Origin of the sequence: Klebsiella sp. G-Nf4, assembly GCF_002810615.1 — a bacterium.
Lineage (GTDB): Bacteria > Pseudomonadota > Gammaproteobacteria > Enterobacterales > Enterobacteriaceae > Klebsiella > Klebsiella variicola.
Window position 1 is genome coordinate 60,869 of the sequence record NZ_PION01000009.1, and the last position, 12,125, is coordinate 72,993.

At 58.6% G+C, this 12,125-nt stretch carries 12 protein-coding genes; 4 read left to right on the top strand and 8 right to left on the bottom strand.

The window, feature by feature from the left end:
• Positions 1 to 16: 16 nt before the first annotated feature.
• From aroB to CWM57_RS18580, 7 genes are all read right to left on the bottom strand, one after another.
• A complete protein-coding gene (aroB, locus tag CWM57_RS18545; RefSeq protein WP_061153111.1) occupies positions 17 to 1,111 on the bottom strand; it encodes a 3-dehydroquinate synthase in 1,095 nt (364 codons plus the stop codon).
• 55 nt (positions 1,112 to 1,166) lie between these two features.
• A complete protein-coding gene (gene aroK, locus CWM57_RS18550; protein WP_004106441.1) occupies positions 1,167 to 1,688 on the bottom strand; it encodes a shikimate kinase AroK in 522 nt (173 codons plus the stop codon).
• Positions 1,689 to 1,958: 270 nt separating this feature from the next.
• Positions 1,959 to 3,200: a DNA uptake porin HofQ gene (hofQ, locus tag CWM57_RS18560; RefSeq protein WP_074387064.1), complete on the bottom strand. Its 1,242-nt coding sequence runs from the start codon at positions 3,198 to 3,200 to the stop codon at positions 1,959 to 1,961.
• The gene (locus CWM57_RS18565) at positions 3,136 to 3,516 is read right to left on the bottom strand and encodes a HofP DNA utilization family protein (RefSeq protein ID WP_074387063.1); all 381 of its coding nucleotides are present in this window, start codon (positions 3,514 to 3,516) and stop codon (positions 3,136 to 3,138) included. The genes hofQ and CWM57_RS18565 overlap by 65 nt, the downstream gene beginning before the upstream one ends.
• Positions 3,506 to 3,934 (bottom strand): pilus assembly protein PilO, encoded by a 429-nt coding sequence (locus CWM57_RS18570; RefSeq protein ID WP_074387062.1) that lies wholly within the window; start codon positions 3,932 to 3,934, stop codon positions 3,506 to 3,508. Before CWM57_RS18570 ends, CWM57_RS18565 begins: the two co-directional genes overlap by 11 nt.
• Positions 3,924 to 4,457 (bottom strand): PilN domain-containing protein, encoded by a 534-nt coding sequence (locus tag CWM57_RS18575; RefSeq protein ID WP_061153109.1) that lies wholly within the window; start codon positions 4,455 to 4,457, stop codon positions 3,924 to 3,926. The genes CWM57_RS18570 and CWM57_RS18575 overlap by 11 nt, the downstream gene beginning before the upstream one ends.
• Positions 4,441 to 5,241, bottom strand: coding sequence for a pilus assembly protein (locus CWM57_RS18580; RefSeq protein WP_100676290.1), 801 nt, complete (start codon positions 5,239 to 5,241; stop codon positions 4,441 to 4,443). Before CWM57_RS18580 ends, CWM57_RS18575 begins: the two co-directional genes overlap by 17 nt.
• A 118-nt stretch (positions 5,242 to 5,359) precedes the next feature.
• On the opposite strand from CWM57_RS18580, the gene mrcA reads away from it, so the two are divergent.
• Positions 5,360 to 7,918, top strand: a complete 2,559-nt coding sequence (mrcA, locus tag CWM57_RS18585; RefSeq protein WP_100676291.1) for a peptidoglycan glycosyltransferase/peptidoglycan DD-transpeptidase MrcA — start codon at positions 5,360 to 5,362, stop codon at positions 7,916 to 7,918.
• A gap of 53 nt (positions 7,919 to 7,971) precedes the next feature.
• Here mrcA and nudE read toward each other — a convergent pair whose 3' ends face one another.
• Positions 7,972 to 8,532: an ADP compounds hydrolase NudE gene (gene nudE / locus CWM57_RS18590; RefSeq protein WP_012967138.1), complete on the bottom strand. Its 561-nt coding sequence runs from the start codon at positions 8,530 to 8,532 to the stop codon at positions 7,972 to 7,974.
• A gap of 320 nt (positions 8,533 to 8,852) precedes the next feature.
• On the opposite strand from nudE, the gene CWM57_RS18595 reads away from it, so the two are divergent.
• From CWM57_RS18595 to hslR, 3 genes are read left to right on the top strand one after another with little or no spacing between them, the layout of a single operon-like run.
• On the top strand, positions 8,853 to 10,982 hold the full coding sequence (locus tag CWM57_RS18595) for an intracellular growth attenuator family protein (protein ID WP_074387059.1): 2,130 nt from the start codon (positions 8,853 to 8,855) through the stop codon (positions 10,980 to 10,982).
• 60 nt (positions 10,983 to 11,042) lie between these two features.
• A complete protein-coding gene (gene yrfG / locus CWM57_RS18600) occupies positions 11,043 to 11,726 on the top strand; it encodes a GMP/IMP nucleotidase (RefSeq protein ID WP_074387058.1) in 684 nt (227 codons plus the stop codon).
• Positions 11,723 to 12,124, top strand: a complete 402-nt coding sequence (gene hslR, locus CWM57_RS18605) for a ribosome-associated heat shock protein Hsp15 (RefSeq protein WP_008807008.1) — start codon at positions 11,723 to 11,725, stop codon at positions 12,122 to 12,124. The genes yrfG and hslR overlap by 4 nt, the downstream gene beginning before the upstream one ends.
• The last annotated feature ends 1 nt before the right edge of the window (position 12,125 follow it).

Consider the following 12,125-nt stretch of genomic DNA (forward strand, 5'->3'; position numbering starts at 1 on the left):
ACGCGGCCAGACCTTCTTATTGTTGCGCCTGCTGAGTATCAGCAATCGCGCCAAGAACCACATCGTGCGGCACTCCGCCGCGCAGCTCGCTGCTTCCTATTGCGAGCGGGAGCACCAGCCGCATGTCGCCCGCCAGTACTTTTTTATCGCGCATCATATGGGGCAAATACGCCTGCGCACTCATCTCCTGCGGGCCGCGTACCGGTAAGCCTGCACGCTTGAGCAGAGCGATAATGCGCTGAGTATCCTGCGTGCGGAACTGCCCCAGCCGTTCGGACGTATGCGCCGCCATCACCATACCTGCCGCCACCGCTTCGCCGTGCAGCCAGTTACCGTAGCCCATTTCCGCCTCGATAGCATGGCCGAAGGTATGTCCAAGATTGAGTAAAGCACGTAACCCAGTTTCACGCTCGTCGGCAGCGACAACTTCCGCTTTCAGCTCACAGCAACGGCGAATACAGTACGCCATCGCTTTTTCATCCAGCGCCAGCAGCGCATCAATGTTGTTTTCCAGCCAGCTGAAGAATTCGCCGTCGAGGATCACCCCGTACTTGATAACTTCAGCCAGTCCGGAAGCGAGCTCGCGCGTCGGCAGGGTCTTCAGACAGTTAAGATCAACCACCACGGAAACCGGCTGCCAGAAGGCGCCAATCATGTTTTTGCCGAGAGGATGGTTCACTGCGGTTTTGCCGCCGACCGACGAATCGACCTGCGATAACAGAGTGGTGGGGACCTGGATAAAACGCACGCCGCGCTGATAGCTTGCCGCGGCGAAACCGGTTAAATCACCAATTACGCCGCCGCCAAGCGCCACCAGTGTGGTGTCGCGACCATGCGGTTTTTGCAACAGAGCGGTAAAAACGGTATCCATCACCGCCAGGCTTTTATACTGCTCGCCATCGGGCAGGATCACGCTGTCAACGTTGACCCCTGCCTGCTCCAGCACAGAGCGGACGGTATCCAGATAAAGCGGCGCCAGCGTTTCGTTGGTGACCAGCATAGCCTGGTCGCCCGACTTGAGTGGCAGGAAGGAAGCTGGATCGTTAAACAAACCAGCCGCGATGGTAATCGGGTAACTACGTTCCCCGAGGGTAACAGTAAGCCTCTCCATAACGCGACGTCCACCTCAGTGACTTTTACTCTGACGCACTTTTATTAAGCCAGAATCAATTGCTTTCCAGCATATGAATAATCTGGTTCGCGACGACTTTCGCACTCTGATCGTCTGTGCGGATAGTCACATCGGCGATCTCTTCATACAGCGGGTTACGCTCGTCAGCCAGCGCTTCCAGCACTTCACGAGGCGGCGCATCGACTTGTAGCAAAGGACGCTTTTTATCGCGCTGCGTACGGGCCAACTGCTTCTCGATTGTCGTTTCCAGGTAGACCACCACGCCGCGGGCGGAGAGACGGTTACGCGTTTCACGGGATTTTACAGAGCCGCCGCCAGTCGCCAGCACAATCCCCTGTTTTTCCGTCAACTCATTGATAATTTTTTCTTCACGGTCGCGGAAGCCGTCTTCGCCTTCAACATCGAAGACCCAGCCCACATCAGCGCCAGTGCGTTTCTCAATTTCTTGATCGGAATCGTAAAATTCCATGTTGAGCTGTTGGGCTAACTGGCGCCCAATAGTGCTTTTGCCGGCACCCATAGGCCCAACCAGAAAGATATTGCGTTTCTCTGCCATTTTTTCGGTACTACTAAGACTATTCGTTAATGATAAACCCGCTTCGCAGACACCCAGCGCCGCAGGGCATGAACTGAAACCTCATATGCAATAGAGCGAGAGTCAGACTAAAAATTATCTCAATACTCCGGCTGGTTTGGCAACTGAATAAAATCGCCGGACAATAAAGGGAGGATTGATGTCGTACCCGACTCTCAAATCGGTACCCCTTGTATGCTAAATCCGTCCTCACGTCAAACACCTGAAACGTGTTTAGCATGAAAAACCTGCTTAACGTACTGCCAGAATCCGTGGCGTAATAAAGACAACCAGTTCACGGCGTTCATTATCTTTCCCGTCGCGCCGAAACAGACGCCCCAGCACCGGGATATCGCCAAGCAGCGGGACGCTGTCGCGGGCGGTTTTGTTTTTCTGCGAAAAGATGCCGCCCAACGCTAAGGTCTCGCCGCTGCGAACTTCCACCAGAGTCTCTATCTCCTGTTTATCGATGGCCAGCGCCTCGCCATTATCCTGCTTCAGCACCTGGCCCGGAGTATTTTCGCTGATCCGCAGCTTCAGCCGCACTCTCCCCTGCTGCAGCACCGTCGGCGTCACCTCCATCCCCAGCACGGCTTCTTTAAACTCCACCGACGTGGCGCCGCTTTCACCGCTGGAAACCTGATAGGGGATCTCGCTCCCCTGCTTGATGCTGGCGGGCTGCATATGCGAGGCCAGCAAACGAGGGCTGGCGATAATATCGACCTGCTGCTTGCGCTCCAGCGCGGAAAGCTCGAGTTCAAGCAAGCGACCGTTGATCTTGCCGATGTTAAAACCCGCGCGGGTGCTGGCATCGTTCACCGACAAATCGCTGCTCAGGGTGGTCATTTTACCGGAGCCCGGCGTGCCGCCGACCTCCGCCAGCCGCCACTTCACCCCCAGCTCGCGAAGGCTGGTTTCGCTCATCGACACGATATGGGCAGCCAGCTCAACCTGCCCGACGGGCAAATCCATCTCCTGCGCCCAGGCTTTCAACGCCGGCAGGTGCCGGGCATCATCGCGGATCAGCAACCGGTTGGTCCGCTTGTCCGCCATCAGGTGCCCCCTGGCGCTGAGCAACTTACCGCCCGTTTTAGCCAGCTCCTCGGCATCGGCATAGTGCAGGGTCACGTTCTCGGCCTGCAGGGGCAGGTTCTGCAGGCGTTTCTCCTGTTCGGCTTCACGCTGCGCCTGATTTGCCTTTTGCCAGGCCTGGGTATGCGCGTAGATGACCGTCCCCTGCTGTTGCAAAGAGAGGCCTGCGCTATCCGCCACCGCCCGCAACGCCTGGGTCCAGGGAACCTTTTGCAGACGCAGGGAGAGCGTACCGCTAACGTCCGGCGCCACAACAAGGTTCTTGTGGTTCATTTCGGCCAGCGCTTGCAGCACATGGGCCACCGGCGCGTCATCGACCACCAGCGAAATTGTCTTTTCATTTCGGGCGGCGCCCGCCGCCAGCGGCAGCAGCAGAAGCAGCAGGCTTATCCATCGCATCATATTGTTTCCCTTCACGTTGCCAGCGCCACGCTGACGGTTCACACCCAGGAGGCGTAGCGATCACCAGCTCACCGGCCGTCAGCCGGCTCACCCGCCAGCCCGTGGGCAATTGATCATCCATGCGCACCCGTCGCCACTTGCCGCTCCCGTCCTGCAGAAACCCCATCCAGCCAGCGTCATCCCCGGCCGCGCCGCCATAGCGCCATTGCGATAGCTGCGCTGTGCGGCAGGGATCCTCAACCGGCTGGAAAGGGTCACGCTCTGCTGCCAGCAGCGACAGCGGCAACCACAGTAATGCCCAGCATTTACACCCCATCTTCCGCCTCCAGTTGCAAACGCAGGCGGAGTGCCTGCGCCTCATGCTCCAGTGAGAACGATCGCGGGGTCATTCCACAGCGCGCCAACCAGGAAAAAAGCGCGGGCAGCGTCTGCCAGGGTAGGGTCAGCTCCATCTCGCCCCCGCTCCCCTGGGGTCGCCAGGCGATAAGCTTCACCCCGGCAAGCGGAATGGCTATCGGCGAAAACGGCTGTTTGTCGATGCCCTCCACTGGGATTTCACCGGCGGGTATGCGTAATGCCATCACCCGACGCCATTGCATCTGCAGGACGGTGTCGCGGGACACTGCCGCCAGCGGCGGTCCGGCAGCGCGCCAGAGCGTAACGCCGAAGCCCAGCAGCCCCATCATGAGCAGGATCAGCAGCACCGTCTGGCTGCGCCGGGTGCTAATCCGCATCGGCGCGCTCTCCTGTGAGGGTAAAGCTGAACTGCCAGCGCCCCTCGGCGTCGCGCTGCGTTCCGCCCGCTTTTGCCGGCGCGAATCCCGCCACGTTAGTCAGAACGCGCTCCAGTCCGGCCAGCGCCCGCAGATTCAGGGCCAGGCCGTTCACGGTCAGAACTGCGCCCTGGTAATCCAGCCGCGTCAGCCACGCCTGCGCGGGCAGATCTGCCGCCAGCGCCAGCAGCCTGGGTTGCCAGGCGGCGATCGCCGCTCTACGCCGTTGCTGCTGACGATGACGCTGGTGCTGCTGCCACGCCTCGCGCATTGGAAGCTCGCGCTGTTTAAGCGAGGCGAGCAGCTGCGCGTCGGCCGTCGCGTGGAGTGTCGTCAGGGTGAGATGCTGCAGACGGACCGTGCGCCATACCTGCAGGATCATCAACCCCAGCAGCATAATGCCGGTAGCAATCAGCAGGAGGAAGCGCAGGCGCTGGCGCCGCCGCAGGTCACGCCAGGGGAGAAGATTAACGGCATGCGTCATGGTGTTCACTCCCCAGCGCCAGCCCAAGGGCGATAGCGTAGCGATCGCCATCGGCCGGCAGAGGAGGCTGCCGGCGGTGAATGACCTGCCAGACATCTAAGCTGTTGGCTTCGTCGCCAGCGTCAGCGCACAGACGCAAAGGAATCTGAAGTTGCTCCGCCAGCTGGCTTAACGACCTCACCTCATCGCAGGTGACACAACCCCAGGCCTCCTGCGTTGCCCATAGCCAGTGATTTTCATCCCGCCACGCGAGGCCCTGCGACTGCGCGTTCAGCCAGGGGACAAACGCGCCGAGCGCGCTGGCATCCGGCACGATGGCCGCTACCCGCAGTCGCAGCCGTCCTGCCAGCTCCCGCAGGACATTGATGTCCAGCCGCTGCGCCGCCGTGACCTGCCAGCCGTCATCCCGCAAGGTGGGGGTATAATCAATGCTTAAGGAGGCGGCGGGCATCGCCAGCTGCTGGGTCATCGCGCTGGCTATCCACGTCGCCTGTTCACGATCCCGCAGGGCGAACTGGGGATACGGCAGGCGCTTTTGCAGCGTGCGAACGGCGGGGAAAGCGATACTGACCTGATGCTGCACCGGTAGCTCCCGCCGCCAGGCGGCAAGCCGTGCGCCAAGGGCGCTGACGTCCACCACCATCCCCTGCCGTACCAGGCCTGACGGCAGCGGAATACGCCACCAGCGGCGCAGCGCCCAGTGTGAGCGTTCATACAGTAGTGCGACAATAGCAATGCTATCCTGTTGGATATGCATCCCGATCCGCCAGTTTCTGAAAGCCATGCTTACGATCTCCTTATCCGGCAAAACTGTCCGGCTATATCAATGCACCTGGCTTGCCTTTATACTACCGCGCGTTTGTTTATAAACTGCCCAAATAAAACTAAATGGGAAAACACCGGTGAAGTTCGTAAAGTATCTATTGATCCTTGCAGTCTGTTGCGTACTGCTGGGAGCAGGCTCGATTTTTGGCCTCTACAAATACATAGAGCCGCAACTCCCTGATGTCGCAACCCTGAAGGATGTGCGTTTGCAGATCCCGATGCAGGTCTATAGCGCCGACGGTGAGCTTATCGCGCAATATGGCGAAAAACGCCGTATCCCTGTGACGTTGCAGCAAATTCCCCCCGAGCTGGTAAAAGCGTTTATCGCTACCGAAGACAGCCGTTTCTATGAGCATCACGGCGTCGATCCGGTGGGTATTTTCCGCGCTGCCAGCGTGGCGATGTTTTCAGGCCACGCCTCCCAGGGCGCCAGTACCATCACCCAGCAGTTAGCACGTAACTTCTTCCTCAGCCCCGAGAAGACGTTGATGCGTAAGATTAAAGAGGCCTTTCTGGCCATCCGCATCGAGCAGTTGCTGAACAAAGATGAAATCCTTGAGCTGTATCTGAACAAGATCTACCTCGGCTACCGCGCCTATGGCGTCGGCGCCGCGGCGCAGGTCTATTTTGGCAAGCCTATCGACCAGCTGACCCTGAGTGAGATGGCGGTGATTGCCGGCCTGCCGAAAGCCCCTTCCACCTTTAACCCGCTCTACTCGATGGATCGCGCGACAGCCCGCCGCAACGTGGTGCTGTCACGTATGTTAAGCGAGGGGTATATCACCCAGGCACAATACGATCAGGCGCGCAGCGAAGCGATCGACGCCAGCTATCACGCCCCGAAAATCGCCTTTTCCGCCCCTTATCTGAGCGAAATGGTGCGCCAGGAGATGGTGAATCGCTACGGCGAACAAGCCTATGAAGATGGCTACCGGGTTTACACCACCATTACCCGCAAGAACCAGCAGGCAGCCCAGCAGGCGGTACGCAATAACGTGCTGGATTACGATATGCGTCACGGCTACCGCGGCCCGGCCAGCGTGCTGTGGAAAGTCGGTGAAACGCCGTGGGAGACGAAGAAGATCGTCGACTCGCTGAAGCGCCAGCCTGGCTTCGGCCCGCTTTCGCCCGCAGTGGTCACTGCCGCGAATGCCCAGGAGGCCGTCGCGCTATTGGCTAACGGCGACTCGGTTTCTCTGACGATGGATGGCGTACGCTGGGCCCGTCGCTTTATCTCTGACACGCAGCAGGGAGCGACGCCGCGTAAGGTCAACGACGTCCTGCAGGCCGGGCAGCAGATCTGGGTTCGTAAAGTGGGTGACAGCTGGTGGCTGTCGCAGGTCCCGGACGTCAACTCAGCGCTGGTCTCCATTAATCCGCAAAACGGCGCGATTATTGCTCTCGTCGGCGGGTTTGACTTTAACCAGAGCAAGTTCAACCGTGCCACTCAGGCACTGCGTCAGGTCGGCTCCAACATTAAGCCGTTCCTCTATACCGCCGCGATGGATAAAGGCTTAACGCTGGCAAGCATGCTTAACGATGTGCCGATCTCGCGCTGGGATGCGGGCGCAGGCTCCGACTGGCGACCGAAGAACTCGCCGCCGCAGTATGCCGGTCCGATTCGTTTACGCCAGGGGCTTGGACAGTCGAAAAACGTGGTGATGGTGCGCGCTATGCGTGCCATGGGCGTCGACTATGCCGCCGAGTATCTGCAGCGCTTTGGCTTCCCGGCGCAAAACATTGTCCATACCGAGTCGCTGGCCCTGGGTTCTGCCTCCTTTACCCCTATGCAGGTTGCCCGCGGATATTCGGTGATGGCCAATGGCGGCTTCCTGGTCAATCCGTTCTTTATCAGTAAGATTGAGAATGATCAGGGCGGCGTTCTCTTCGAAGAGCGTCCGAAGATCGCCTGCCCGCAGTGCGACTTACCGGTGATTTACGGCGATACGCCAAAATCCAACGTGCTGGAAAACAAAGATGTGGAAGATGTTGCCACCTCGACGGAACCGCAGAATGGCAACGTGCCGCCGCAGCCGCAGCTGGAGCAGGCCAACCAGTCGCTGATCGCGCAGAGCGGCGCCCAGGAATACGCGCCGCATGTGATTAATACGCCCCTGTCGTTCCTGATCAAAAGCGCGCTGAACAGCAACATCTTTGGCGAGCCGGGCTGGATGGGAACCGGCTGGCGCGCCGGACGCGATCTGCAGCGGCATGACATCGGCGGGAAGACCGGGACCACCAACAGCTCGAAGGATGCCTGGTTCTCAGGCTACGGGCCGGGTGTGGTGACCTCGGTATGGATCGGCTTTGACGATCATCGTCGCGATCTTGGCCGCACCACCGCCTCCGGGGCGATTAAAGATCAGATCTCCGGCTATGAGGGCGGTGCTAAAAGTGCCCAGCCGGCCTGGGACAGCTTTATGAAAAGCGTGCTGGAGGGGGTGCCGGAAGAACCATTAACCCCGCCGCCAGGTATCGTCACGGTGAATATTGACCGCAGCACCGGTCAGCTGGCGAACGGAGGCAACAGTCGTGCGGAATACTTCATTGAAGGAACCCAACCCACGCAGCAGGCGGTCCATGAGGTGGGCACCACCCTGACTGACGGCGGTGGTGAAACCCACGAACTGTTCTGACAAAAAAAGCGCCTGCGGGCGCTTTTTTATTGCTACTAACGGCGCGCTTTCTCTCAGAGTCGGCCCTGAGCCAGCAGCCATTCGCGCACTAAAAACAGCGCGCTGACGTTACGAGCCTCGTTAAAATCTTCTTCATCCAGCAGCGACATCAACTGCGCCAGCGGCCAGCGCACCTGCGGCAGCGGTTCGGGCTCATCGCCCGGCAGCGACTCAGGATAAAGGTCTTCCGCCACCAGAATATTCATTTTGCTGGAGAAGTAGGAGGGGGCCATACTGAGCTTCTTCAGAAACGTCAGCTTATTGGCGCCAAAGCCAACCTCTTCTTTCAACTCGCGGTTGGCTGCTTCATCCACCGTTTCACCCGGGTCAATCAGCCCTTTGGAGAAACCCAGCTCGTAGGATTCCGTGCCGACGGCATACTCGCGAATCAAAATAATGTGATCATCAACAATCGGTACAATCATCACCGCTTCACGGGTAGACGGCCGCATACGTTCATAAACGCGACGCACACCGTTGCTGAATTCCAGATCGACGCTTTCGACATTAAAGAGGCGCGAACGGGCGACGGTTTCAACATTGAGAATGGTGGGTTTTTGTAATGATTTGCTCATTGTCATCGGTCTATGCTGTGATTAAGCAGTCATTGTGCGATACGCAACACGCTTTCGGCAATCCAAATCGCTACTTATTTACAGAGTTGTAACCTTTTACCGGCAAAGGGGAAAGTAATAAAGATAAAAAAGTCAATAGCTTGAATTCTGTTTGAGAATTTACCGATTTCTGCGCATTAACGTTTTTGGTAAGCTTATACGTTGCTGCATGACATATTCACTACCCTGTAACCAGGTGCGCCGCTAACACTGCAGCTTGACGTTAGTATTGACGTTCACCGACGATATCGTAAGAAAAAAATAACTATGATGGGATGGGCATGGGCACCTTTCTGATTTTCCTTACAGCTCTGCTAATCTGCGTATTGCTCATCGGATGGTGGTATCGCTCTCACGCCAGACGTCGACGCCTTCCTCTACTGCACGCCTTTAGCGACGCGACCACGCGGCCGCTTCCTGCCGATGAGCGTCAGGCTATCGAAAAGTATCTTGCGGAGCTCAGCCGCGCCCTGCAGGTCCCGGCGTCCGGCGCAACAACGGCGCCCATTGTTCTGGCGCTGAACGAACAGAGTGATACTGTCTACGCCGTGACGCGAGCCATTACTCGCTACGGGATCACCACCGACGCGCCGAACAAATGGCGCTACTTCCTCGATTCGGTGGAAGTCCATCTGCCGCCATTCTGGGAACAGCATATTAACGACGAAAACAGCGTCGAGCTGATCCCCACCGACAGCCTGCCGCTGGTCATCACGCTCAACGGTCATACCCTGAGCGACTATCGCCAGGAAGCGCAAAGCTACGCCCTGGAACGCGCATCGGCCACCCAGGCCTCCATTCGCGGCGAAGAAAGTGAGCAGGTTGAGCTGCGGCAAATCCGTCGGGAAAGCCCGGAAGAACACGCGCTGAACCGGCCGGATGGACTACGCGAAGCGATCCTGATCGTCGCCTCCTTCCTGTTCTTTTATTTCAGCCTGATTGGGCCAGCCGTCTTTACCCCCTGGCTGGTGGCCGCGGGTGTATTGCTTCTCGCCGCCGGCATCTGGGGGATCTATGCCCCACCGCGCCGCGCCGCGCTGCGCGAAATTCACTGCCTGCGGGGCGTCCCCAAGCGCTGGGGACTGTTTGGCGAAAACGATCAAGAGCATATCAATAACATCTCACTGGGCATTATCGATCTCATCTATCCGCGCCACTGGCAGCCGTGGATCGCGCAGGACCTGGGGCAGCAGACCGATATTGATATCTATCTCAACCGCCACGTGGCCCGCCAGGGACGCTACCTGTCGCTCCATGATGAAGTGAAAAACTTCCCGCTACAGTACTGGCTGCGCAGCGCGATTATCGCCGCCGGCGCCCTGGTGGTGGTGGTCATGCTGTGGGCCAGCGTACCGCTGAATATGCCGTTTAAGTTCACCCTGTCGTGGTTGAAGGGCGCCCAGACGATTGAAGCGACTACCGTCGACCAGCTGGCGAAAGCCCATGTGCGCATTGGTGATACGCTGCGTCTGACAGGCACCGGGATGTGTAATATCCGCACGCCGGGTAGCTGGTCGGCCAAAGAGGATTCGCCGTTCCTGCCTTTCGATTGTTCACAGATTGTATGGAACGATGCCCCTCCTCTGCCGCTGCCGGAGTCTGATATTGTCAGCAAAGCGACCGCCCTGATGCAATCCGTCCAGCGGCAGCTGCATCCGGAAACCGACGATGACTCCCGCGTCAGCCCGGCGTTGCGTTCCGCTATACAGAAATCAGGCATGGTGCTGCTGGATGATTTCGGCGATATCGTCCTGAAAACCAACGATCTCTGCTCGGCAAAGGATGACTGCCTGCGCCTGAAGAATGCGCTGGTCAACCTCGGAAATACCCGTAACTGGGAGGCGCTGACCAAGCGCGCCACCGCCGGGAAACTGGATGGCGTGAACGTGCTGCTGCGCCCGGTCAGCGCGGAGTCGCTGGAGAATCTGGTGACCACCTCCACCGCCCCCTTTGTGATGCGTGAAACCTCGCGAGCCGCGCAGGCGCTAAACAGCCCGGCGCCCGGCGGTTTCTTAATCGCCAGCGATGAGGGCAACGTGCTGGTCAATCAGCCGTGGCCGGCGGTGAGCCTGTATGATTATCCGGCACACGAGCAGTGGAGCGAGCTGCGGCGGCTGGCCGGTATGCTCATGCATACCCCTTTCCACGCCGAAGGGATCGTCACCAACCTGTTCACCGACGCCAACAGCACCCAGCATATCAACCTGCATCGCATCCCTGATCGCAGCGGGCTGTGGCGCTATCTGGGCATTACGCTGCTGCTGTTGTCGATGCTGGGATGCATGGCTTACCACGGCGTACAGGCGCTGCGTCGTTATCAACGCCATCGCCAGCGTATGGAAGAGATTCAGAAATATTACGAAAGCTGCCTGAACCCGGTGCTGCTCCCCGCGTCTGACCCGCAAGATTAATTTCCCCGGCGACGGGGTATGATACCCTGTCGCCCATTTTCTGCTCGCTGGAGAGTCATCATGCATTTTGATATCGCCTGGCAGGAGGTTGATACCGTTCTGCTGGATATGGACGGCACGCTCCTGGACCTCGCTTTCGACAACTATTTCTGGCAAACGCTGGTGCCTGAAACCTGGGGAGCCGCCCGCGGCCTCAATCTGCAGGAGGCGAAAGATGCCATGCGCCAGGAGTATCACGCCGTGCAGCATACGCTAAACTGGTATTGTCTGGATTACTGGAGCGAGCGCCTGGGTTTGGATATTTGTGCGATGACCAGTGAACAGGGTCCGCGCGCCACGCTGCGCGAGGATACGGTGCCGTTCCTTGATGCGCTCAAGGCCTGCGGTAAGCGACGCATTCTGTTGACCAATGCCCATCCCCACAATCTGGCGGTGAAGCTCAAACATACCGGCTTGGATGCGCACCTTGATTTATTACTTTCCACCCACACATTTGGTTATCCGAAAGAGGATCAGCGCCTGTGGCGCGCCGTAGCGGAGGAGACCGGTCTTGAGGCGCGTAAAACGCTGTTTGTCGACGACAGCGAGGCGATTCTGGATGCCGCGAGGGAATTTGGCATTCGTTACTGCCTGGGCATTACCAATCCCGACTCCGGGCTGGCGGAAAAGCAGTATCTGCGCCATCCGGGGCTGAATGATTACCGGCGACTGATCCCTTCGCTTACCCCGAAGGAGAGGCGATGAAAGAGAAGCCCAGTGAAACCGTCAGACTGGACAAATGGCTTTGGGCCGCTCGCTTTTACAAAACCCGCGCGCTGGCGCGGGAGATGATTGAAGGCGGCAAGGTGCATTACAACGGACAACGCAGCAAGCCCGGGAAAATTGTCGAACTGGACGCCATGCTGACGCTGCGACAGGGCAACGACGAGCGTACGGTACGAATCGTCGGTATCACCGAGCAGCGCCGCCCGGCAAGTGAAGCTGTCGCCCTGTATGAAGAGACGGCGGAAAGTATCGAAAAGCGTGAAAAAGTGGCCCTGGCGCGCAAAATGAACGCCCTGACCATGCCGCACCCTGACAGACGTCCGGACAAGAAAGAACGCCGCGACCTGATGAGATTTAAACACGGCGAGAGTGAGTAAC

Coding starts and splice junctions, on each gene's coding strand:
- aroB (WP_061153111.1), bottom strand. CDS start 1,111: ATGGAGAGGCTTACTGTTACCCTCGGGGAACGTAGTTACCCGATTACC.
- aroK (WP_004106441.1), bottom strand. CDS start 1,688: ATGGCAGAGAAACGCAATATCTTTCTGGTTGGGCCTATGGGTGCCGGC.
- hofQ (WP_074387064.1), bottom strand. CDS start 3,200: ATGATGCGATGGATAAGCCTGCTGCTTCTGCTGCTGCCGCTGGCGGCG.
- CWM57_RS18565 (WP_074387063.1), bottom strand. CDS start 3,516: ATGGGGTGTAAATGCTGGGCATTACTGTGGTTGCCGCTGTCGCTGCTG.
- CWM57_RS18570 (WP_074387062.1), bottom strand. CDS start 3,934: ATGCGGATTAGCACCCGGCGCAGCCAGACGGTGCTGCTGATCCTGCTC.
- CWM57_RS18575 (WP_061153109.1), bottom strand. CDS start 4,457: ATGACGCATGCCGTTAATCTTCTCCCCTGGCGTGACCTGCGGCGGCGC.
- CWM57_RS18580 (WP_100676290.1), bottom strand. CDS start 5,241: ATGGCTTTCAGAAACTGGCGGATCGGGATGCATATCCAACAGGATAGC.
- nudE (WP_012967138.1), bottom strand. CDS start 8,532: ATGAGCAAATCATTACAAAAACCCACCATTCTCAATGTTGAAACCGTC.
- CWM57_RS18595 (WP_074387059.1), top strand. CDS start 8,853: ATGGGCACCTTTCTGATTTTCCTTACAGCTCTGCTAATCTGCGTATTG.
- yrfG (WP_074387058.1), top strand. CDS start 11,043: ATGCATTTTGATATCGCCTGGCAGGAGGTTGATACCGTTCTGCTGGAT.
- hslR (WP_008807008.1), top strand. CDS start 11,723: ATGAAAGAGAAGCCCAGTGAAACCGTCAGACTGGACAAATGGCTTTGG.